At 71.9% G+C, this 20,999-nt stretch carries 18 protein-coding genes and 1 tRNA gene; 7 read left to right on the forward strand and 12 right to left on the reverse strand.

Annotation, left to right across the window (positions count from 1 at the left end; all coding sequences use genetic code 11):
- The first annotated feature begins 29 nt into the window (after positions 1-29).
- Positions 30-992 carry an SMP-30/gluconolactonase/LRE family protein gene (locus ASD16_RS07570; protein ID WP_055914915.1) on the forward strand — a complete coding sequence of 321 codons (963 nt, stop codon included), beginning with the start codon at positions 30-32 and terminating at the stop codon, positions 990-992.
- Positions 993-1,020: 28 nt separating this feature from the next.
- Positions 1,021-1,094 (forward strand) — tRNA-Leu (locus ASD16_RS07575).
- A gap of 122 nt (positions 1,095-1,216) precedes the next feature.
- On the opposite strand, the gene ASD16_RS07580 is transcribed toward ASD16_RS07575, so the two are convergent.
- From ASD16_RS07580 to ASD16_RS07605, 6 genes are all read right to left on the reverse strand, one after another.
- Positions 1,217-1,651 (reverse strand): nuclear transport factor 2 family protein, encoded by a 435-nt coding sequence (locus ASD16_RS07580; RefSeq protein ID WP_055914917.1) that lies wholly within the window; start codon positions 1,649-1,651, stop codon positions 1,217-1,219.
- Positions 1,642-2,448, reverse strand: coding sequence for an MBL fold metallo-hydrolase (locus ASD16_RS07585; RefSeq protein ID WP_055914920.1), 807 nt, complete (start codon positions 2,446-2,448; stop codon positions 1,642-1,644). The genes ASD16_RS07580 and ASD16_RS07585 overlap by 10 nt, the downstream gene beginning before the upstream one ends.
- 115 nt (positions 2,449-2,563) lie before the next feature.
- Entirely contained in the window at positions 2,564-3,058 is a 495-nt protein-coding gene (locus ASD16_RS07590; RefSeq protein ID WP_200942877.1) for a MarR family winged helix-turn-helix transcriptional regulator, read from the reverse strand.
- Positions 3,059-3,505: 447 nt separating this feature from the next.
- On the reverse strand, positions 3,506-8,053 hold the full coding sequence (locus ASD16_RS07595; RefSeq protein WP_235523150.1) for a multicopper oxidase domain-containing protein: 4,548 nt from the start codon (positions 8,051-8,053) through the stop codon (positions 3,506-3,508).
- A gap of 675 nt (positions 8,054-8,728) precedes the next feature.
- Complete coding sequence (locus ASD16_RS07600) at positions 8,729-9,670, reverse strand: ANTAR domain-containing protein (protein WP_055914927.1); 942 nt, start codon at positions 9,668-9,670, stop codon at positions 8,729-8,731.
- Between the two features lie 417 nt (positions 9,671-10,087).
- Positions 10,088-10,897 carry an S-methyl-5'-thioadenosine phosphorylase gene (locus tag ASD16_RS07605; RefSeq protein ID WP_055914930.1) on the reverse strand — a complete coding sequence of 270 codons (810 nt, stop codon included), beginning with the start codon at positions 10,895-10,897 and terminating at the stop codon, positions 10,088-10,090.
- Positions 10,898-10,998: 101 nt separating this feature from the next.
- Between ASD16_RS07605 and ASD16_RS07610 the strand changes: the two genes are divergently transcribed.
- Positions 10,999-12,015 (forward strand): NAD(P)-dependent oxidoreductase, encoded by a 1,017-nt coding sequence (locus ASD16_RS07610; protein ID WP_055914933.1) that lies wholly within the window; start codon positions 10,999-11,001, stop codon positions 12,013-12,015.
- Between the two features lie 10 nt (positions 12,016-12,025).
- Here the strand turns inward: ASD16_RS07610 and ASD16_RS07615 are convergent, their stop codons facing one another.
- Both ASD16_RS07615 and ASD16_RS07620 read right to left on the reverse strand, forming a co-directional pair.
- Positions 12,026-13,174, reverse strand: coding sequence for a cell wall metabolism sensor histidine kinase WalK (locus tag ASD16_RS07615; RefSeq protein ID WP_055914936.1), 1,149 nt, complete (start codon positions 13,172-13,174; stop codon positions 12,026-12,028).
- Positions 13,171-13,890 carry a response regulator transcription factor gene (locus ASD16_RS07620; protein ID WP_055914939.1) on the reverse strand — a complete coding sequence of 240 codons (720 nt, stop codon included), beginning with the start codon at positions 13,888-13,890 and terminating at the stop codon, positions 13,171-13,173. Before ASD16_RS07620 ends, ASD16_RS07615 begins: the two co-directional genes overlap by 4 nt.
- A 134-nt stretch (positions 13,891-14,024) precedes the next feature.
- Between ASD16_RS07620 and ASD16_RS07625 the strand changes: the two genes are divergently transcribed.
- Genes ASD16_RS07625 through ASD16_RS07635 form a run of 3 tightly spaced genes read left to right on the forward strand, consistent with a single transcriptional unit; the run spans position 14,025 to position 15,969 of the window.
- Positions 14,025-14,687, forward strand: a complete 663-nt coding sequence (locus ASD16_RS07625) for a glycosyltransferase family 2 protein (protein ID WP_200942878.1) — start codon at positions 14,025-14,027, stop codon at positions 14,685-14,687.
- Positions 14,684-15,340, forward strand: a complete 657-nt coding sequence (locus ASD16_RS07630) for a DUF2064 domain-containing protein (protein ID WP_055914942.1) — start codon at positions 14,684-14,686, stop codon at positions 15,338-15,340. Before ASD16_RS07625 ends, ASD16_RS07630 begins: the two co-directional genes overlap by 4 nt.
- Positions 15,341-15,354: 14 nt before the next feature.
- Complete coding sequence (locus ASD16_RS07635) at positions 15,355-15,969, forward strand: bifunctional 2-polyprenyl-6-hydroxyphenol methylase/3-demethylubiquinol 3-O-methyltransferase UbiG (protein WP_055914945.1); 615 nt, start codon at positions 15,355-15,357, stop codon at positions 15,967-15,969.
- An 8-nt stretch (positions 15,970-15,977) separates the two neighbouring features.
- On the opposite strand, the gene ASD16_RS07640 is transcribed toward ASD16_RS07635, so the two are convergent.
- The 3 genes from ASD16_RS07640 to ASD16_RS07650 form a co-directional block, all read right to left on the reverse strand.
- The gene (locus ASD16_RS07640; RefSeq protein WP_055914948.1) at positions 15,978-16,448 is read right to left on the reverse strand and encodes a hypothetical protein; all 471 of its coding nucleotides are present in this window, start codon (positions 16,446-16,448) and stop codon (positions 15,978-15,980) included.
- Positions 16,445-17,608, reverse strand: a complete 1,164-nt coding sequence (locus ASD16_RS07645) for a molybdopterin-dependent oxidoreductase (RefSeq protein WP_235523152.1) — start codon at positions 17,606-17,608, stop codon at positions 16,445-16,447. Before ASD16_RS07645 ends, ASD16_RS07640 begins: the two co-directional genes overlap by 4 nt.
- Positions 17,609-17,678: 70 nt before the next feature.
- A complete protein-coding gene (locus ASD16_RS07650; protein ID WP_055914951.1) occupies positions 17,679-18,965 on the reverse strand; it encodes a hypothetical protein in 1,287 nt (428 codons plus the stop codon).
- Between the two features lie 410 nt (positions 18,966-19,375).
- On the opposite strand from ASD16_RS07650, the gene ASD16_RS07655 reads away from it, so the two are divergent.
- On the forward strand, positions 19,376-20,050 hold the full coding sequence (locus ASD16_RS07655; protein ID WP_082570645.1) for a DUF6803 family protein: 675 nt from the start codon (positions 19,376-19,378) through the stop codon (positions 20,048-20,050).
- A gap of 57 nt (positions 20,051-20,107) precedes the next feature.
- Here ASD16_RS07655 and ASD16_RS07660 read toward each other — a convergent pair whose 3' ends face one another.
- The gene (locus ASD16_RS07660) at positions 20,108-20,551 is read right to left on the reverse strand and encodes a hypothetical protein (protein WP_235523153.1); all 444 of its coding nucleotides are present in this window, start codon (positions 20,549-20,551) and stop codon (positions 20,108-20,110) included.
- Positions 20,552-20,999: the final 448 nt, after the last annotated feature.

Here is a 20,999-nt window from a genome sequence, read left to right on the forward strand (position 1 = left end):
GAGGTGTTCGGAATGTCCGAGGAGGTCCCATGCGCAGCCGACGATCCCTGTACGCAGCCCTCGCCGCTCTCCTGCTGCTCGGGTTCGCGGCACCCCCGGCGAGCGCCCACGACAGGCCGACGGAGTACCTGCTCGACCCGGCGGGGACTGCGGCGGCCGCCATCTTCCCGGAAGGCATCGCCGCGCGCGGCGACACCTTCTACGTCGGCAGCACGACCGACGGGACGATCTACCGCGGCGACCTGCACTCCCCCACCGCGACCCCCTTCCTCCCCGGCGGCGCCGACGGCCGCACGTCGGCCGTCGGGATGAAGGTCGACGGCCGCACCCTGTTCGTCGCCGGCGGGGGCACCGGTCGCGTCTTCGCCTACGACGTGCGCACCGGCGAGCTGACCGGGTCGTGGCAGGTCGAGCAGACCGGCGCTCCGACCTTCCTCAACGACATCGCGATCAGCCCCCGAGGCGACGTGTACGTCACCGACTCGCTGCGACCCGCGCTCTACCGGATCGCTTCGACCGACCGGCGCACCACCGCGGTGGAGACCCTGTCGACGTTCGTCGACTTCACCGGGACCGCCCTGACCTACACCACCGGGTTCAACGTCAACGGCATCGTCGTCTCCCCCGACGGCCGGTACGCGGTCGTCGCGCAGTCGAACACCGCCACCTTGTACCGGGTGGGGCTGCGCGACCGGAGCGTCGTCCCCGTCGAGGGCGTGACGGTGGCCGGCGACGGGCTCGTCCTGACCGGCCGCACCCTCTACGCCGTCGAGCGCCAGGGCGACGTCGGGTACATCGTGACGATCGCGCTCGATCATCACCTCACGTCGGGCACCGTCATCTCCCGCACCACCGACCCCGGGTTCGACGACCCGACGACCGCCGCGCTCGTCGGACGGTCGCTGCTCGTCGTGAACAGCCAGTTCGGGGAACGCGCCGCCGGTGAGCAGCCCGGGCCGTTCACCGTGAGCCGCGTGCGCGCGCCGAGATGATCGCCGCGCCGGGCTATCCTGCTGCACGGCCCCGATAGCCCAACCGGCAGAGGCGTTCGGCTCAAACCCGATCCAGTGTGGGTTCGAATCCCACTCGGGGCACTTCGTGCCGTAGATCCGCAGTTCAAGACCGCAACTCGCCTGTGCGCCGGGGCGTTGGGACGGAGGAGCGACCGGAGCCGCCGAGCTCCGACCGCCCCTCCCGACGCGGCCGAGGTTGCGCGTCACGCCCCATCCGGACGCGCGGCCTCGGCGACCAACGCGGTGTCGACGAACTGCTCGAACCGCACGATCAGACCCCCGCGCACGATGAAGTGGTGGGCGACCCGCACGTTCAGCGCCTTGTGGGTGGTCCGGTGGGTGGCGGTGTACCGGGCGAGCACGACGACGTTCTCCCCCTCGACGACGTACGTGTCGTCGTGAGCCGTCCACGCGTCCCAGTCTCGCCCGAGCAGCTCCATGACGTGCGAGGTGACACCGTCCGGGGTGCGATACGTGCCGGCCAGCGGGAAACCTGCCATCTCGGTCCACTCGACATCCGGGGCCAGCGTCGCCCGCAGCGCGTCGAGGTCACCGGCGGCGGACGCGAGGTACTGCCTCCGCACGACGTCGCGGGGCGAGGTCGAGCTCACCGGATCGGTGGTGTCGGTCAGCCCCACGTCATTTCCCCCTTCGCGACCTTCGGTCCGAGCTGGGCGGCGATCAGCATCCCGGAGCTCGGATAGGCGGCGACCAACGCAGCCGTCGCCGCTGCGCCGTCGGCGGCCTCGGCCAGGATCCGCTCGAAGTCCTCCAGGTAGGTCTTCGTGTAGTGCAGGGCGCTCGCGTCGTTCGCGGTGCCGGGCAGCCGGTGGCCGGGGACGACGAGCTGCGGGTCGAGCGCCTGCATCTGGTCGAGCAGGTCGATCCATGCCGCGCGCTGCGGCTGGCTCGCGGTGTCGGCCGTCCAGACGTGCTCCTGCTGGAAGACGAGCACACCACCGAGGATGGCGCGGTCGTCGGCGCTCCAGAGGTAGTGCCGGTCCGGCAGGAGGGCCGATCCCCCGCGCAGCTGGAGCCGGTGCCCGTCGACCTCGAGGGACTCGGCGGCCAGCGGGGTGAGCGGGACCAGGCGAGTGGGCAGGTTGGCGCCCAGCGTGGCCCAGGCCTTGAGCTTTCCCTCGAACGACGCCTGGATGTGCTCGATGACGATCGGGGTGGCCAGGAGAACGGCGTCCGGGAACGCGTCGGCCACGACCTCGAGTCCGAAGTAGAAGTCGGGGTCGGCGTGGCTGACGAAGACGGTGGTCAGGGTCTTGCCGGAGTCCAGGACCGCCGCGGCCAGGCGGTGACCGTCGGCGCGGGTGAAGCCGGCATCGACCAGCAGCGCCTCGTTGGGACCGGTGACCAGGACCGCCGACTTGTTCGGCGAGCCCGCTGGGAAGTCGAGATCGAACACCTCATACCCGAGCGACATGGTGGCAGTTCCTTCCTCGTCGGCACTCGGTGGACCCCGAGGCCAGCAGCGCGTCGCGCCGCATGCCCCTTCCAACATTGGCTGACTAGTCAGCTATTCCCGCCAAGGACGCCGATCACGGCATGACGGGCAGTGCAGTCGCCGCGTTCTTGCTCAGGGTCCGTATCGCCTCAGCAAACACCGCAGCCTGATCGGGTGGCAGGACATCGATGAGATACCGCTCGATGTTGCGCGCGTGGAGGGCGCTCGCCGCAACGAGGATCTCCTCGCCACGGGGGGTGAGCTCGATGAGCTGCACGCGCCCATCGTCCGGAGACGCGTGACGCCTGACCAGACCCTGTGCGGACGCGCGATCGACCAGCCGGGTGGCTCCGCCGGAGGTCAGGACCCTGGCTTGAGCGATGTCCCGGCCGGCGATGCCACCCGGACCTGCCCGCCCGACCACCAACAGGAGCTCGAACAAGGAGTGGCTCAGTCCCGTCCCCTCCTCCAGCGCGCGGCCAAGGAGGAACTCCAGCCGGTTCGCAGCTCCGAGCAACCGGCCGAACATGAGGATGCGCGGATCGTTGGCGGCCTCCCCGGCCGTGGCGAACTCTCGGTCTCCGGTCACGCCCCAACCCTAGAGACGCGGCATCGACGACGTGTGATGGAACCCGTGTTGCACGTGCGCAAGGTAGGTCAGGGTCCGAGCCGACACTCTCGGGCTCACTCCCCGTCGCCGCGTCGGTCGCCTCCGCTGCGGCGCGTCGTGCACGGAAAGTACGCACACCCGCCTTCGTCCTGACAAGGAAGGGAGGAGTGATGCGCGAGACGGAGAGCCTGAGCGACACGAGACATGCGGCCTGGAGGATGTGGCCGGACTTCTCGGTATGTCTGGGCGGTGGCCGCGAGAGCCGGTGTCCCGTGTTCGTGCCGAGCGACTGCGTCTCGCGGTCGTCGCCGTATCCGGTTCACGCAGGAGCAGGTGGAACGGATTCGGATCCCAGATGCCCCCCACGACGCGGTGCGGCCGCACGAGTGGCTCGTGCGGCCGCACCGCGTCATTCGGTCGGCGTCGTCAGGGCGCCGCCGGGACGGCGATCCAACCGGACCAGGTCGTGCCGAGCGCGTTGGTCGCACCCACTCGGACGTACCAGGGCTGGATGGCCAGGTTCCCTGTGGTGTAGCTGGTCGAGTTCGCTGCTCGGGTCGACGACCCCGTGACCGTGGAGCCGTCGGCGCTCCACTGGACGGTGTAGCCGGTCTCGTTCAACACGTCCGGCCAGGTCGCCGTGACCCGCTCACGGTTGGTGGTCGAGCGCGCCGCAGTCGCGGACGGTGCCGGGGCTACCGGCGCGCTGACCGTGACATCGACCGTGGGGCTCAGGGCGGTGCCCGCGACGTTCACGGCTCCCACCCGGTAGGAGTACGCGGACCCGAGCGTGACTGCGGTGTCCGAGTAGCTCTTCGCCCCGGCCGGGAGCGCCGCGATCTGCGACCAGGCTCCCCCGCTCGTCGAGCGCTGCACGACGTAGCCGGTCTCGTTGGTCGCGGCGTCGCTCCACGCCAGGGCCACCCGTGGCCCCGCCTGCAGCGTCGCCGAGAACCCGGTCGGTGCCGCCGGTGCGTTCACGGCCACCGCCGCGGACGCGCTCTGCACGGTCAGGCTCGGGAACTGCCCGCCGTACCCGACCGCGTTGCGGGCGACCACCCGGTACAGCGCGGGCGCCGTCGCCGACGACGTCGTGTCGGTGGCCGTGCGCGTGCCGTGGGTGTTGCCCACGAGCGGCTGCGGCACGGTGCTCACCGTCGTCCACGTCGTCCCGTCCGTGCTGCGCTGGACCTGGAAGTCGGTCTCGGTGATCGACTTGTCGGCCCAGGTCGCCACCAGGCGCCGGTTGTTCCCGTTGCCGGTGGTGGTGAACGTCGGTGCGTCCGGTGCGATCGGCGGCAGCGCGAGGCTGACCGGCCGCATCATGTCCATCTCCTCGTGGCTGAGGATGTGGCAGTGGTAGACGTACTCCCACCCGAAGTTCACCAGCTTGTTCTCGATCGGCGTCGTCGGGTTGCCCTGGACGTCGACGTTGTTGAACATCGCGGTGGAGCCCGTCGGCATCATCGGGTTGAGCGTCCGCACCGAGTTGGGCACCTCGAACGGCACCTTCGGGATGATCGGCCGCAGCGCGACGATCGTGTCCTCGAGGGGCGCTATCCGGACCGTGTCCTTCCAGCCCAGCTCGTTCGGTTCAGGCGGGATGATGATGTTGTCCCACGTCACCCGGTTGAGTACCTGCACGTCGTAGAGGTGGAAGTGGATCGGGTGGGTGTCGACGCCGTTGTGCGTGAACCGCCAGATCTGCATCCCGTCCGACGTCGAGGACACGGGCGTCACCTTCACGTCCGCGCTCGGGAGCCCGGTGCCGTCGATGATCTCGGTCGCCGGGTTGACGAACGGGTAGAGCGTGACGTTCTGCGCCCCGGGTGTCGGCGGCTGCGCCTCGACGCCGAGGTTGGCCTGCATGCGGCCGAACTCGTCGAACGTGGTCGCGTTCATCTCGTCGTGGATGGCCTTGGGCTGGAGCGTGACCGACGACTTCGTCGCCTGGCCGCGCAGCGTGTTGAACCCGAACGCCGTCGTGTCGTTGATGCGGACGAGGCCGTCGCACTTCTGCAGCGGTGAGCCCTTGGCGTTGCAGTTGCTGCTCGCCGCGAACGACGACCCGTACGCGCTGTTGTAGGCGGCCTGGCCGACGATCACCGGGTGCTGGCCGGACTCGAACACGCCGGTGCCCTGGGCGTTGTGCTTGAACGCCGCCTGCAGCCTGGCGAGGTCGAATGCCGGAGCCGGAGCGACCGCCGCGATCTTCACCTGCATCACCGTGCGGGTGTTGGGCCCGTACCCCGGCAAGATCTCCGGGGCGCCGATCGGGCTCATGTCAGGAGCGCCGGTGTAGTAGTCGTACGACGGCACCCGAGCCGGGAAGGCGGCAGGAGCGTCGTTGTACAGGATGAGCGTGCTGCCCGCGAACTTCGAGAAGTCCACGATGACGTCCGCACGCTCGGCCGGTGCGAGGAGCAGCGAGTGCTTGTCGACGTTCCCGACGTCGAAGCGCGTCGGGTCGGTGATCCACGTGGTCGGCTGCTGACCGTCGATCACCGCGGGAGCCGGCAGGAAGCCGCCTTCGCTGGCGATCTGCACCCAGTCGGGACCGGCGGCGCTGTTGTTCGCGTCCACCGGGGTCGGGAAGACCACCGGGTCGGTCTGCGCAGCCGCGAGCAGTGCCGGATCGAGCGCCACCTCGGTGGTGCCGTCACCCTGGGTCGGGTCGGCCACGTACCACTGGAAGTTGAAGAACCGGTCGTTCGCCGCGTTGAGGACACGCATCCGGTAGGTCTTCGGGTCCAGCGTGACCGTCGGGTAGGCGACGCCGTTGACCAGCGGCGTGTCGTTGAACTGCTCCATGCCCACCGAGATGTTCGGCGTGCCGGGGATCAGCTCGGGCTCGCAGAACGGGTCCGTGTCGTACTGCCACGTCGACGGCACGTCGAGGTCGCAGGTCGGCTCGTAGTACGGGTTCGCGATCGGGCCGTACTTCGTGGCCTCGGCCGGTGGCCAGAACCACGGTCCGTACATCCAGCGGCCGTACGCACTCATGCCCGAGGGGTCACCCGGGTTCTGCGCAGGCATGTACACGTGGTGGTACCAGAAGCTGCCCTTCGTGCCCCACCGGTCGGTGTCCCACGTCGGGTCCTGCGCCGCGAGCTGCTCGGCTGCGGGCACGAACGTCTTGTCCTGGACGATGAGCGGGACCGTGTCGCCGGCCCCGGGGATGACCCCGGCGTCGACCAGAGCCTTCTCGGTCGGGTCGCTGATCATGTACCCCGCAGCCTCGCCGGCGTACACGTTGAGGCGAGTGATGCCCCACGCGTGGTCGTGGTAGAACATCAGCCGCGCACTCTGCTGGTTGGTGTAGTAGAAGGTCTGGCAGCCGTCGTCGGCCGCGGTGCAGCCGACCTCGGCCATGTCGGGAACCTCGCTCACACTGACGCCCTGCGGCCACGCGGTCGACTCACCGGCGGGAGTGATCCACTGGTGCGGAGTCCCGTCGCTGATCCACGGGGTGGTGCCACCGTGCAGGTGGAGCGTGGCGCGGTTGTCGCTGAAGCAGGCCTCGGGCTTGGGGTACTGCGAGCAGTCCGGGTTGCGCACCGCGTCGACGACCGTGCCCTGGTCGGCGGGGTCGGCCATCGTCATCGGGCCCATGCCCGAGCCCATCAGGCTGCTGTCGGTCGGCAGGAACAGGTCGCCGTCCGAGCCTGTAGGAAGCAGGTTGCGGAAGACGATCCGCACCGGCCGGTCCTTGGTGGCCGCGATGATCGGACCGAGGTACTGCGGACTCGTCACGGCGAAGTACTGCTGGCCGTCGGCATCGACCGCCGGTGCGGAGGTGCCGTCCAGCAGCTCGTTGACCAGCGGGAAGTGCTGGCTGACCGAGACGTTGGCGGCGGTCTCGAGCTGCACGTAGCCGCGTGTGAGCGCGGGCGGCAGGTCGGAGCTGAAGGTCGACCGGTACTGCACGAGGCCGATGACGTACTCGTCGGCCTCCTGGGCGCCGTAGGCCTTGGCCTCGGGGACTGCGACCGGCAGGAACTTGGCCGCCGGGTCGGACGGGCAGCCCGTGCCCGCAGGGTCGCACGGCAGCGGGAGCGCGTCCTGGAACTTGCGCATGCCGACCGTGAGGTAGCCGCTGCCCACGTCGGTCACGTTGATCCCCGTGACGGCGCCGACCGACGTCCGCGCGCTCACGAGCGCACCGGATCCGGCGCCGTCCGGGTCGGTCACGGTGACCGCCGGGCCGCTGGCGTAGTCGGCGCCGAGCTCGAGCGGGGTGACCGCCGTGAGGGAGAGCGTCGCGCTGGCCTGCGCGGGAGTCGCTCCGGAGATCGGGTCGAAGAGCGTGCCGTTGTGGATCGCGACTCCAGGCGCGGTCGTGTAACCCGAGCCCGGCACGTCGACGACCACGGCGGTGATGACCCCGTTGGCATCCATCCCGTCACTGGCATCACCGTTGGCGATCATCGGCACATGGCCCTTGGCCTGCGTGCCGTCGGGCATGGCCGGCAGGTCGAACTCGACCGTCGGCATCGTGTAACCGGCACCACCGTCCGCGATCGTCACGACGTCCACGCTGCCCGAGGCGATCGCGGTCGCGCCACCGTCGACGGCCACGGCGAAACCGGTGTAACCGGCGCCGGGGTCGTCCACGACGTAGCTGGTCACCGAGCCTGTGGTCGAGATGGTCGCGTCGGCCTTCGCGAGGCCGTCACCGCCGACGATCGTGACGACGGGTGCCGTCGTGTACCCACTGCCGGGGTCCGTGACCTCGATCGTGGCGACTCCGCCCGAGACGGGGTCCACGGTCGCGGTCGCCGTGGCGCCCGTGCCGTCGCCCGTGATCTCGACCGTCGCAGCAGGGAGCGTGAACTGGCTGTTCGCCCAGTTCGGCCACGGCCCGAAGTAGTGAGGGACTGTCGAGGAGTCCGTAGGGCTCGCCGGGAGCGCCGCGGGGACGACGGTCGAGCCGCCCGCCGCACCGCTCGCGCTTGCGCTTGGGGTGAGGGTCACGGCCACGATGAGGAGGGCGGACGTGAGCGACGCGAACGCCACCCGCCAGCCGCCCGGTAGCCGACCCCGGCTTCGACCGGCATGGACCAGCTGCGTTGACATGAGATTCCTTCCAACCCGCATCCTTCGAGGGCGCTGTTGCACTCCCCGGCTTCCCGCGCTCCCGCGGGATCGGTGATCGAGCGGGCATGCGGGCCGCCGATGGACTCTCCCTGTGCGGCCAGAATTACCGCCATTTGTCCGGGTTCCAGAAGGGACCAAAGTCCCGCCGAGCGGGATTCTCATCCGAAACGGTGCAGCAAGCTCGCACGGTCTGGCCGCGGTCGCCCGGTCGTTTGAACGCGTCGTTGAGAAGGCGGCGTGCCTCGTGAGCTGGGGGTGGTCGGCCGCACGCGGGTGCGCTGAGCCGGGCCTAGCGCGAGTCCCGTCCGGAGGCAGACGAGAGCCGCCGTCGTGGAGGCGCTGGTACTCGACGAAGCCGTCCCCGTCGCGGTCGCCGCGCTCGGCGACCCAGGCCAGGGCGTGGTCCACGTGATGACGTGCGCCGGCTCAGAGACCGCGTCCCCGGTGAGGGGACGGTCCAGCGGCGCCGACGCCGTCCCGGGCACCTGAGGCACCGGGCAGTCGCTGTCGGCTGCGCTGCGAGAAGGACCTCGTGGCCCGCGTCCAGGGGGCTCAGGGACGGGTCCGCGCAGCTCCTGTCAGGTCTTTGGTGGCCGGCCGCTCGATCGAGCTCGGCTCTGCCTCCGGGTCCAGTCGGAAGCCCATCGTGACGCCGAGCGACTTGCTGCGTCGCCGGGCTGCTTCCAGCACGGACCTGGCGACGCTGCCGATCCGGTCGACGTCCCGGAGCCTCACCATGACGGCGTCGTGGCCGCGCCCGGCGGCGATGAGGCTGCTCAGCGTCACTCCGAACTCCTCCATGGATGCCAGGTCGACCCGTCCGCTCACGTTCAGGGTCGGGATCGGCGCCCGGTGGTCGAACGACAGCTGCAGAGGGTCCCGACGAGCGCGGGGCGTGCTCGGGAGCGGTGCATCGGTCACGAGTGCCATGAAGAGGTCGTCCATGGCTGCTCTCGTCTGCTGGCCCAGCCCGCCGGCGGCCTGCAGCGCGTCGACGAACCGCTGGGCCAGCGTGCGAAGTCGGATGTTGTGCTGCTGCGACGCCGCCCGCAGCATCTGGAAGGCAGCCTGGTCGTCGACGCCGTAGACGAGCATGAGCGCGCCCTTGGCCTGGTCGATCACGGCGTGCGACTCGAGCGCGTGCTGCAGCTCGGCGTTGACCCCGTCGGCGACGGCTCGTCGCAGCCGCGCGGTGTCGTCGGCGAGGAAGCCCCACACCGTGCCGGCCTCGGAGGTCTGCGTCAGAGCGATGATGACGTTGCGCGTGCAGCCGTTGAGGTCCACCAGCCGGTACTCGCCACCGGCCACGCCGGTGCCGGGACTGGAGTCGAGCAGCTGTTCGACGGTGGGGCGGTCCTCCGGGTGCACGTGGCTCAGGAACAGGAGCCTCGTGGGCACCACGTCGCCGGGCTCCATCCCGTGGAGCGTGAACATCTCGTCCGACCAGGACCATCTCGGTGCGCTCGGCGAGTAGCTGAACCGGCCGACGGTCATCAACGTTGAGGTAGTCACAAGATCCTCCGACGCTCGGCACGTGGGCGAGACCCTGCGGCGAGGCTCCACCCTGAACCCCGAGGAACGCCATGCCGATCAGTGACCGGATCGGCCGGTGCAAGTGCGTGGAGGCAGGTTATGTCGCGGGCGCGGAGCACGCGACCGGACTGCCGTCACTCTCACGGCGGGCTCCGCCCGGCCAACTAGCATCGAGGGACTGGCCGGGTGCACGGTCTGACCTCCTTCTCCCGCTGGTCCGACAGGGCTCGTGCGCATCAGGCGACCGGCATGGTCGTCGCCCAGCTCGGCATCGATCCCGACGACCCCCTCGCCCTCCTGCGCGCGCACGCGTTCGCCGAGGACGTCACCCTGGACCTGATCGCCGCGAGGGTCGTCGATCGAGGTGCCCTCAGGGGGTCAGGGGAGCTCGAAGGGCAGCGTCAGGCCGTCGAGCGCGTGCCGGCAGGTGCACTCGTCGTCCAGCGGCAGCGCCTCGACGAGCCGGCTGAGAAGTGTCCGCAGCCGGTCGACGCTGCGCTCGAACTCCGCGAGGACTGCCTGGTGCGACACAGCGCCGGACGCCTCGACCCCGGCGTCGGCGTCGGTCACGACCGCGAGGCTGGTGTAGCACAGGGCCAGCTCTCGGGCGAGCGCCGCCTCGGGCATGCCGGTCATCCCCACGACCGTGCCGCCGGCCGCGGCGTTGCTCCGTGACTCGGCACGCGTCGAGAAGCGGGGGCCCTGGATGACGACCATCGTGCCGCCGTCGACCACCTGCATCGCCGGGTCGGGTAGCGCCGTGGCGGTCTGACGGCCCTGGGGGCAGTAGGGGTCCGCGAGGCCGACGTGCACGACCACCCCGACGTCGTCGTAGAAGGTGGACGGCCGCCCCCAGGTGCGGTCGATCAGCTGGTCCGGGACGACCAGCGTCCCCGGGGCGAGGTCGGGACGCAGAGCGCCCACCGCGGAGGGGGCCAGGACGCGCCGCACCCCGAGCTCGCGCAACGCCCACAGGTTGGCCCGGTAGTTCACGCGGTGCGGCGGGAACCGGTGGTCCGCACCGTGGCGTGGGAGGAACACGACCTGTCGGCTCCCGAGGCGGCCGACCGTCGGAGGGTCGCTGGGTTCGCCGAACGGCGTGCGCACCGGCACCTGCTCCGCGTCGTCGAGGAGTCGGTAGAGGCCGGAGCCACCGATGATGCCGACGGGCGACGCGCTGCTTGCCATGCGATCGACGGTATCGGGCCGTCTCGACGCGAGCGGGGGTCCACGCGATCCGTCAGGCTCCCGTCATGCACCGGCCTCGCAGCCCGGGTCATGCTGGGCGGGTGCGCATCCTCGTCACCGGCGGAGCCGGCTTCATCGGCCGACCCACCGTCGACCGGCTCGTGGCGGACGGCCACGACGTGACCGTCCTCGACCTGGTGCGACCGGCCCCCCGGGCGGGAGAGGCGTCGCCGGGGGCGCGCCTGGTGGTGGGCGACGTGCGGGACGAGGACACCCTGGTCCCGGCGGTCCGGGGCGCCGACGTGGTCGTGCACCTGGCTGCGAAGGTCGGTCTCGGGGTCGACCTCGACGACATCGTCGACTACGTCTCCACCAACGACCTGGGCACGGCCACCGTCCTGCGCGCGGCACGCCGTGCCGGCGTCGGTCGCGTCGTGCTCGCCAGCTCGATGGTGGTGTACGGCGAGGGCGCGTACGACTGTCCCGAGCACGGCCGCGTCGCTCCCGGGCCCCGGCGGCCGGCGGACCTCGAGGCGGGTGTCTTCGATCCCCGCTGTCCGCGGTGCGACGCGGTGCTGGCTCCCGCCGTCGTGACCGAGGACGCACCTCTCGACCCGCGCAACGTCTACGCCGCGACGAAGGTGCACGGCGAGCACCTGCTTCGGGCCTGGGCACGGGAGACCTCCGGTGGCGCGTTCGCGCTGCGGTTCCACAACGTCTACGGACCGGGGATGCCCCGCGACACGCCGTACGCCGGGGTGGCCTCCCTGTTCCGGTCCGCGCTCGCCGCGGGACGGGCGCCGCGCGTGTTCGAGGACGGCGCCCAGCGCCGGGACTTCGTGCACGTGGACGACGTCGCCCAGGCTGTGGTCGCAGCCACCAGGACGGACGCCGGTCCCGGGCTCGTCGTCCCGCTGAACGTCGGCTCCGGTGCCGTGACGACGGTGGGCGGACTGGCGCAGGCGCTGGCGGACGCTCTCGACGGGCCTGCACCGGTCGTCACGGGTGAGTTCCGGATCGGTGACGTCCGGCACGTCACCGCGTCGTCGGACCTGGCCGAGCAGGTGCTGGGCTGGTCGGCGCAGATCGGGCTGCGCTCCGGTCTGGCGACCTGCTGACCAGCTGCGCTCAGTCCTGGAGCACCGCCTCGGTCGTCTCTCCCGGTGCGGGGAGCCGGACCTCGAACAGGCATCCCGCGTCGGTGGCCTCGACGTCGACCCGACCGCCGTGTGCCGCGACGACGGTCCCGACGATCGCCAGTCCCAACCCGGTCGACCCGGTCTCCCGCCGGCGTTCGCCATGGGCGCCGCCGCCCTGGAATCCCTCCTCGAACACGTGCGCGCGCTCCTCGTCCGGGATCCCGCCGCAGGTGTCCTCGACGGCGACCCGGACCTGGCCGTCGTGCCGGTAGCCGGCGACGCGCACGGTGCCGCCGCGCCCGCTGCTCCGCACGGCATTGCCGACGAGGTTGTCCAGCACCCGGGCAAGCTCATCAGGGAGGCCCACCACCTCCAGCCCTGGCTGGACGTCGACGATCAGGTCGACGTCCTGGGCGACGGCCGCAGGCGCCGAGTGGGCGAGGACGTCGGTCAGGACTGCGCTCAGCTCCACCGTCTGTGGCGGCCGGGACGGCGCCGGTCCGTCGGGGCGCGACAGCTCGGTGAGGTCGTCGATCATGCGGCCCATCCGCTCCACGGCGGCCCCGATACCGAGGTAGGCGGTCGTGGTGTCCGTGATCACCCCGTCCTGCAGACCCTCGATCGTCGCGCCGACGCCGGACAACGGTGACCGCAGGTCGTGGGTGACGAATGCCACGACCTGCCGGCGAGCGGACTCCAGGGCGCGTTCCCGCTCCCGCGACGCCTCGAGCCGCACCCGGGTTCGCGCCAGCTCGGACGACAGCTCCGCGAGCTCGGCGGTCACGGGAGACGCCGCCGGGAGACCCGCCTCGGTCGCGAGGCCGCGCGCCTGCGCACCGACGACACGGACGTCGGCCAGGACGAAGCGCCCGAGCAGCACCGCGAGCACGACCGCGGGCAGTGAGGAGAGCCCCAGGACCAGGCGAGCGACCGCCGCGTCGTGCTCCGAGAGGAACATCGCCCCGACGTTCACCCAGATCGCGAGCGCGACGACGGCGACCGGGACCAGGGCCGTCACCACCATCGCCGCGACGAAGGACGCACGACGGACCCGGTTGACGACGAGCGCGCCGACGACGCCGACACCGACCGCGCAGAGTGCGGTCATGCCGGCGATGAACCAGAGGTCCCGGCTCACCTCGAGGCCTCGGCCAGCGACGCGGTCAGCTCGTCCGCGGTGCCGAGCCGGTAGCCCGTCCCCCGCACCGTCGTGAGCAGCATCGGCTCCGACGGGTCGGGCTCGAACTTCCGACGTAGGCGGCGCACGTGCACGACGACCGTCGAGTCGTCCCCGAAGTCCCAGCCCCACACCCGACGCAGCAGCTCACGAGTGCCGAACGTCGACCCGGCGTGCTGCGCGAGGAAGAGCAGCAGGTCGAACTCACGCGGGGCCAGCACCTGCTCGGACCCGGCCAGGGACGCCGACCGGGTGGACGGTTCCAGCGTCAGCGGGCCGACGGTGACAGGTCGCGAGCCGTCACCGGGATGGATGTCTCCTCGCCGCAGCAAGGCGTGCACGCGCAGGACGAGCTCGCGGGGGCTGAAGGGCTTGGTCAGGTAGTCGTCGGCACCGAGCTCGAGCCCGATGATGCGGTCGTCCACGCTGCCGAGTCCGGAGAGCAGGACCACCGGGGTGCGGTCGGCGTCGGACCGCATGCGGCGCAGCAGGTCGAGCCCCGACGTGCCGGGAAGCCGCACGTCGAGCACGACGGCATCGGGTCGGGTCTCCCGCCAGAGGCGTTCGCCCTCGCGCGCGTCGCCGGCGACCCTGGCCTGCACGCCGTCCGCCTCCAGGTAGGCGGCGACGCTGCGCGCCACGAGCTCCTCGTCGTCGACCACCAGCACACTGGGCATGGTTGTCACGCTAGCCCGCGTCCCGACGTGCGGCGGACCCGAACCGGCCGTGGACGCCCTCCGGAGCGGATCCGTCATCGAACGGTCATCCTGGCCGAGCCCGCCCGTCGGTGGACCCCACCTAGCGTGGACGCGTGACTGGTCGCGACCCGACGGTGGACCTGGTGCTCCCCTGCCTCGACGAGGCGGCCGCGCTCCTGTGGGTCCTCCCGCGGGTGCCGCCGGGTCTGCGCGCGATCGTCGTCGACAACGGGTCGACCGACGACACCGCGAACGTCGCACGCGCGCTCGGCGCTCACGTCGTCCGGGAGGAACGCCGCGGGTTCGGAGCGGCCTGTCACGCCGGTCTGCTCGCCGCGACCGCGGACGTGGTGGCGTTCATGGACGCCGACGGCAGCCTCGACCCGCGGCAGCTGGACCGGGTGCTCGACCCGCTGCGCGAGGGGGCCGACCTCGTCCTGGGGCGGCGGCGGCCCACCTCGGCAGCCGCCTGGCCGTGGCACCTGCGCGTCGCGAACACCGTCCTGGTCCACCGGCTCGAACGCCGGACCGGGCTGCGGCTCAAGGATCTCGGGCCGATGCGAGCGGGTCGCCGGGCGGCTCTGCTGGGGCTCGACCTGCACGACAGACGCTCGGGGTACCCGCTGGAGATGGTCGTCCGCGCGGCCGACCGCCGCTGGCGGATCAGCGAGGTCGATGTCGACTACGCGCCACGGACGGGTCGCTCCAAGGTGACCGGGACCCCGTTGGGCGTGGTCCGCGCAGTGCGCGACATGTCGGCGGTGCTGGCGTCATGACCGTCCCGGCCGAACCCGCGCGGGCCGTCGTGCTGCTCGCCAAGGCGCCCGTCGCCGGACGCGTCAAGACCCGGCTGCACAGCGCGTTCAGCCCGCTCGACGCCGCAACCCTGGCCCAGGCCGCGCTCGAGGACACCCTCGTCGCGATGTCCTCGACCTCGGCGACCCACCGGGTCGTCGCTCTGGACGGGGAACCCGGCCCGTGGCTCCCGCCGGGCTTCGACGTCGTGGCGCAGCCGACGGGCGGACTCGGTCTCAGGCTGGCGGCCGCCTTCCGTGGCGTTCTGGAGCGCGCGGGGCACTCCCCTGCGCTGCTGGTCGGGATGGACACCCCCCAGCTCGGTGGGCACCTCGCGCGCGTCGACTTCGCCGACGCCGACGCCGTGCTCGGTCTGACCGACGACGGAGGCTACTGGGCCATCGGGCTGCGCGAGGCAGACGAGCGCGTGTTCGAGGGCGTCCCGATGTCGACGGCCCGGACCGGCGCGGCCCAGCTCCGGCGGCTCCGGGACCTCGGGCTCCGGGTGCGGCTCCTCCCCCGGCTCCGTGACGTCGACGAGCCCGCCGACGCGCGGGCGGTCGCCCTGGGTGCACCCGCGACGCGGTTCGCTGCCGCGTGGCGTCGCCTCGCCGACGACCCGGCGCCACGCTGATGCGTCCACACCCCATGACGCTCTACGAGGCTGCGCTCGACGGCGAGCCTGTCGTCGCGCTCGGTTCGGGTGGCATCGTCACGCTCGCCGTGGCGCGCTGGAGGGACGAGCCGGACGCCATCGACGACCTGATGCTCGCGCGCTGCGAGGCCCCTGTCCTGGACGTCGGGTGCGGACCGGGCCGGCTCGTCGGCGCCCTGAACGCACGCGGCATCCCGGCCCTGGGCATCGACATCTCGTCCCGCGCCGTCCAGCACGCGCGCCGCCGGGGGGCCACCGTCCTGCGGCGTGCCGTCGAGCACCACGTCCCCGCCGAGGGCCGGTGGGGGACGGTCCTGCTCGCCGACGGGAACATCGGCATCGGCGGCGACCCGGCGGCGCTGCTCGACCGGTGCCGCACGCTCGTCGGCGCCCGCGGCCTCGTCCTGGTGGAGACCGACGTCGACGACGACGCAGACGACACCGCGCCACTGACCCTGCGCCGTGCCGACGGTCGGACCAGTCGTCCGATGCCGTGGGCGCGGATCGGCGTGCACGCGCTCGTCCGGCTGGCCCCGCGGTGCGGGTTCGCGGTCCTGGAGCAGTGGCGCCTGCAGGGTCGGACCGTCGTCGCGCTGCGAGCGCTCTGAGGGGTCCGTCAGTCGGCGTCCTCGCGCGGCAGGAGGTCGGGGTCCGCAGGTTCGGGTGCCCGCGGCCGGGCCCGCGCCGTACCGACGGCCGCGCCCGCCAGGACGGCGAGGACCAGGACCGCCGAGGCGACGACCAGGGAGGTCGACAGCGGCACGGGGACCACGGAGGGGTCACGGCGCATGCCGGAGGCCACGACGATCACGACCGCGACGATCGCGAGGACGACTGCGCCCAGGGCCCCGGCCCGCAGCGCCGGACGCCAGCCCACCGGCACCCGCGGCAGGACGAGCGCGCCGAGGACCACCGCAGCCGGTGCCAGCACGGCGTCGTGCACCGCGACCCCGCCGGCCAGCCAGAGCAGCACGGACGACCAATGGCCCTGGGGCACGGACGTGAGCCCGACGACGACGCCGACTCCGACCAGCGCCACCCCGGCACCCAGCAGGGCCAGGCGCGCTGCCGTCCAGGTCTCGGTCATGCCTGTGCGACCTCGATCCGGTCGAGCCACTTGGTCTGCAGGACGCCCGGCCGGTTCGGGGCGATCAACCGCGCCGGGTATCCGTGGTCGGGGTGCAGCGGCTCGCCGCCGAGCCGGAGCGCGACGACGCTGTCGGGGTGCCGGGCGTACGCAGCGGGCAGCACGGACTCCTTGTACGAGCCGGCCTCCTGCAGGCTCACGAACCGGACGTCGGCGTCGTCGCGACCGCTCACGGCGGAGACCAGATCGGCGACCCTGACCCCCTGCCACGTCGCGGTCGTGCTCCACCCCTCGACGCAGGCGATCGGGAGCACGACCGTCACCTGAGGCATCGCCTCCAGGTCGGCCCGCGAGAGCCGGAGGGTCCCGCCAGGCCCACGGACCGAGAGCCGCCACGCCGGGTCGATCGCTCGGTCCAGCACGTCCGCACCCCGGGCGGTTCGGTTCACGGGCACACCCTGGACGCCGACCCCGGACTGGCGGGGCGAGAGGACCGCCAGCCCGGACAGCGGCGCCACCGTCTGCCCCACGGTCAGTGCCGTCAGCCCGAGGACGGTCACCGCGATGCCCGCGAGGAAGCCGCGCCGCGTGGGCCCGTCGTGCTCGCCGTCGGCCTCCTGGCCGACCGGGCGCCGGAGCGCAGCCGCGATCGTCGGCAGCTTCACCGCGACGTGGATGACGATCGACCCCACGAGCACCCAGGCGACCGCGAAGTGCACACGCACGAAGGAGAACGACCACGGGTACCACTGGAAGATGTTGAGGAGCCCGGTGACCACCTGGAAGATCGCGGTGGCGACGAGGACCGCCACCGAACCCCGCTCGAGCAGGTGCAGCGGCCCGCGCAGTCGTGGGCGCTGGAACAGTGCCGGGTAGGCGGCGTAGAGCTTGGCCAGCAGCAGCGGCAGCGCGGCCAGACCGGCAGCGACGTGCAGACCCTGGCTCAGCCGGAATCCCCAGACCGGCAACGGCGAGAACGGTACCCAGGCCGCCGGGTGCTGGTGCAGGTGGGACAGCAGCCCCGTGACGAACGCCGTGCCGATCGCCGCGGCCAGCAGGACGCCGACCCGGGCCACGACGCGCGGGTCGTGCACCGGGGACCGGAAGTCCGCCTGGTCCGGCGGCTGCCTCCGGAGGTCGCTCAGCCGGGTGCGCGCCACACTTCGACCCTAGGTCGGGCCGTCGGCGGCCGGACCCGGTCATGCGATGACGGCTACCTGACGGTCCGCATCACCAGGGCGATACCAGCACGACCTGCAGTGCGATCGTCGCGCTCGCCTGCGCGACCAGCCACCCCCGTCTGTCTGCGAGCGTCGCCGCGACGGGCAGCACCCAGCACGCCAACGGCAACCAGATGCGCTCGACCTCCCCGCGCTCCACCCCGGAGAGGGCGCCGAGGAGCGCGGCGCCCAGCGCGACGACGACGAGGAGCCGCACGGCGCGCGGCAGGTGACGCAGGCCCACGAGCCCTCCGACACCGGCCGGCCCCACGAGGGTGCCGAGCAGGACGAGGTCGGCGACGAGAAAGTAGAGGTAGGGCCGGTCAGCGGCTCGGCCGAGCGTGGATGCCAGGTGCGTGACGGCGATGCCGTCCGGCAGCCAGAACCCGGCCGCACCCCACGCGGCCGCGCAGGCCAGCACCACGACGCCGGCCACGACGGTGGGAGCCCACCGCCTCGTGACGATCCCGACGACCAGCGCGAGCGCACCCATCGGCAGCAGCCCGTAGGACAGGAACGGGCACAGACCCAGGACCAGCCCCGCGGCGATCGCCCACGGCCACGACCGCCCCTCCCGGGTGGAGGCGATGGCGAGCAGGGCGACGCCCCACGCCAGGACGCCCGAGAAGAGCGCGTCGGCCGATGTCGCGAGCCACAGCGCCGCCGGTGCGAGCACGACGGCCGGCAGCGCCCGGCGCACCGTCTCCTCGCCGCGCGTTCCCGCGAGAGCCCGCACCGTGACACCCACCGCCACCACCGAGCTCGTCCCCACGACCACGACGAGCGCCGCCATCCACCCCGCGCCGCCCAGTCCCAGGCGGTCGAGCCCGCCGAGCAGCAACGGCACGCCAGGTGGGTGGCCGCGCACGTGCACCGGGTAGGTCAGGGCCTGATCGGTGAAGCTGCGCAGGAACTCCCCCGGGTCCTGGGCCACGGCGGGCACGACCGCCAGGTAGTCGTTCTCGTCCGTCAGAGGCGCGGCGATCGCGCTGAGACCGTCCGTCGCGGCCAGGAGCACGGCGAACAGCGTCGACGCTCCCCACCCGGCCAGGAGGACGAGTCGCCAGCGTGCGGTGCGTGCGAAGCGTGGTCCCGAGAGGACCACCACGCCGGCGACGACCACGGCCAGGACGGTGCCGACCGACGCGCGACCGTGCAGGTAGCCGATGAACGGCGGAGCGCTCCCGTAGGTGACGACCGCTCCACGGTCCGCGAGCACGCGCCCCACGGCCCAGAGAAGGACGAGACCCGTCAGCCACAGTCCGACCGCGACGACAGCCCGTCTCGTGGCGAGCACCGGTGCTGTCCGCTCTGCTTCCGCTGTGCCCGGCGGCCGTGGTCCCACGCTTTCACCCTTGCACGGCGTGACCTCGGTCGACATGACGGGCAGATGACGGCGCCGAGAGCCGCGGCGCCGCAGGTCGCGCCCAGGGAGCCGACCGCGGGACGAACCGCATGATCTTGGCGGTGTGTCGCAACGAAGCCGTAGACACCCAGAGCGAGGCACGCCCGCGGTGCTCGCGCACGTCTTGCCAGAGGAGCCGTGGACCACCGATCTCGGCGACCCCGTTCCCGGTTCGTCTTGCGCCATGAGCCACGGCGAGCAACCTTGATCGACTCTTCATGGTTCCTGAGTGAGCACACAACCCCGACTTGGGATGGTTCGGGAACGCGCCGGAGGGCCCGGCGTCACGATCGGGGAATCTCATGGTCACCACCGCACCTCGCGCAGCAGCCGCCGCGTCCGCCCTCTCCGGATCGTCCCGGACCTACACCATCCGGGTCGCACTCGTCGTGGCGCTCAGCGTCGCCATCGGGGTCGTCGCTCTCCTGCTGCCGGTGTGGCCGGCGGGCGAGGACATGGGCTCGACGCACTACATGGGTCTGCTCGCCGCGAACCAGCCGTGGAACCTGCTGCTGTTCATGGCCATCCCCGTCATCGCCGCCGAGACGATCGCGGTCACGGAGCTCGTCATCCTGTTCAGCCCGCAGAGGGCCGGCCGCACGGTGCTCGCCCTGAACCGGTACACGGGCATGTTCGTCGGGTTCTACTTCTTCGGGGTCTTCGTCTACCTGATGGAGAACGCCGTCATCCCGCTGACCACCTCCGGGGGGTGGCGTGGTCCCGCCGACGTCATCGCCGTCGGCTTCTACCTGCTCGGTGTCGTGCCGCTGTACGGGATGGCCTTGCTGGAGACGCGCGTGCTCGGAGCCGCGTGGGGAGAGCAGCACCGCCGCAAGATCCACGCCACCTTCGTCGGCATCTTCTTGGTGGTCGCCCACATCGCGATGATCGCGGGGATGCTCGACCCCACCGTCCTCGGATGGGACCCCACCCACGTCATGGACGACGGTTCGCAGATGGAGGGCATGACCCACTGACGAGTGAGCGATGCAACTCTTCCCGTCCGGCGAGACGGACACCGGAGGCCTCGCCAGCTAGGCGAGCTCGGCCGTCGAGGTGGGGCGAGCGGACGCCGACCGGTCGATGACGTGCGCCTCGAGGGCCGCCGGCAGCGGCGCCTGTCCCGGGCCGCCTCGTGCGAGCCAGGTGGTCAGGGACGCTGTCAGCTCGTCTCCGGCTACACGCTCGAGCCACACCGGCCGGGCTGATCGGCGCCGTGCGGATCGGGCTGACCGCGCGACGATGACGTCACCCCGATCGCACTCGTCGAGGCACTCCGCCAGGGTGAGGCGCGCCGCGCCGACGGCCTCGAGCTCTCGCAGCCGCGCGAGCTGTCCACCACGTCGCCCGTCGGCGTCACCGAGAGTCTCACCGACGCAGAGCGAGCACACCGTCAGGCCGGGCACCGCGGGCCGGCGAGCAGCGTCACGGCCGTCGAGCGCATTCAGAGGGGGCCGCGCGTCGGGGCGTGCGGGCATGGGCGTCCTCCCGGACTACTGCGTGGTGGGCTGCTGGCTTCACTCCGACGGCACTCGGTGTACGACCTTGCTTCCCGGTCCCAGCCAGCGATGGTCCTCGGAGCCTTCGGGCGGAGGAACGGTTCGGCGCCACGGAAGACGACTGCCGAGGGTATCCCGGCGTCCTTGGTGGTCGGGCATCGACGAGGGCGCGCGTCCGCCCGTGATCCCGGGCGACGGCGTCTAGCCCTCCCCCGGGTCGGGCCGGAGAGGTCTCACGGATCTCAAGGTTCTCGCGGTTCACCTCGTGAGCCGTGCAGTGCGTCTCTGCGTCGGATGAACTCGCTCTCGTCGATCTCGCCGCGGGCGAACCTGTCCGCGAGAACGCTGTCCGGGCTCGGGGGCGTTCGCCCAGCGTCGCCCAGGGTCGCCCTGTCGCTGGAGACGCTGCGCATGATCCAGACGACGA

It is taken from the genome of Cellulomonas sp. Root485 (assembly GCF_001426705.1).
Lineage (GTDB): Bacteria > Actinomycetota > Actinomycetes > Actinomycetales > Cellulomonadaceae > Cellulomonas.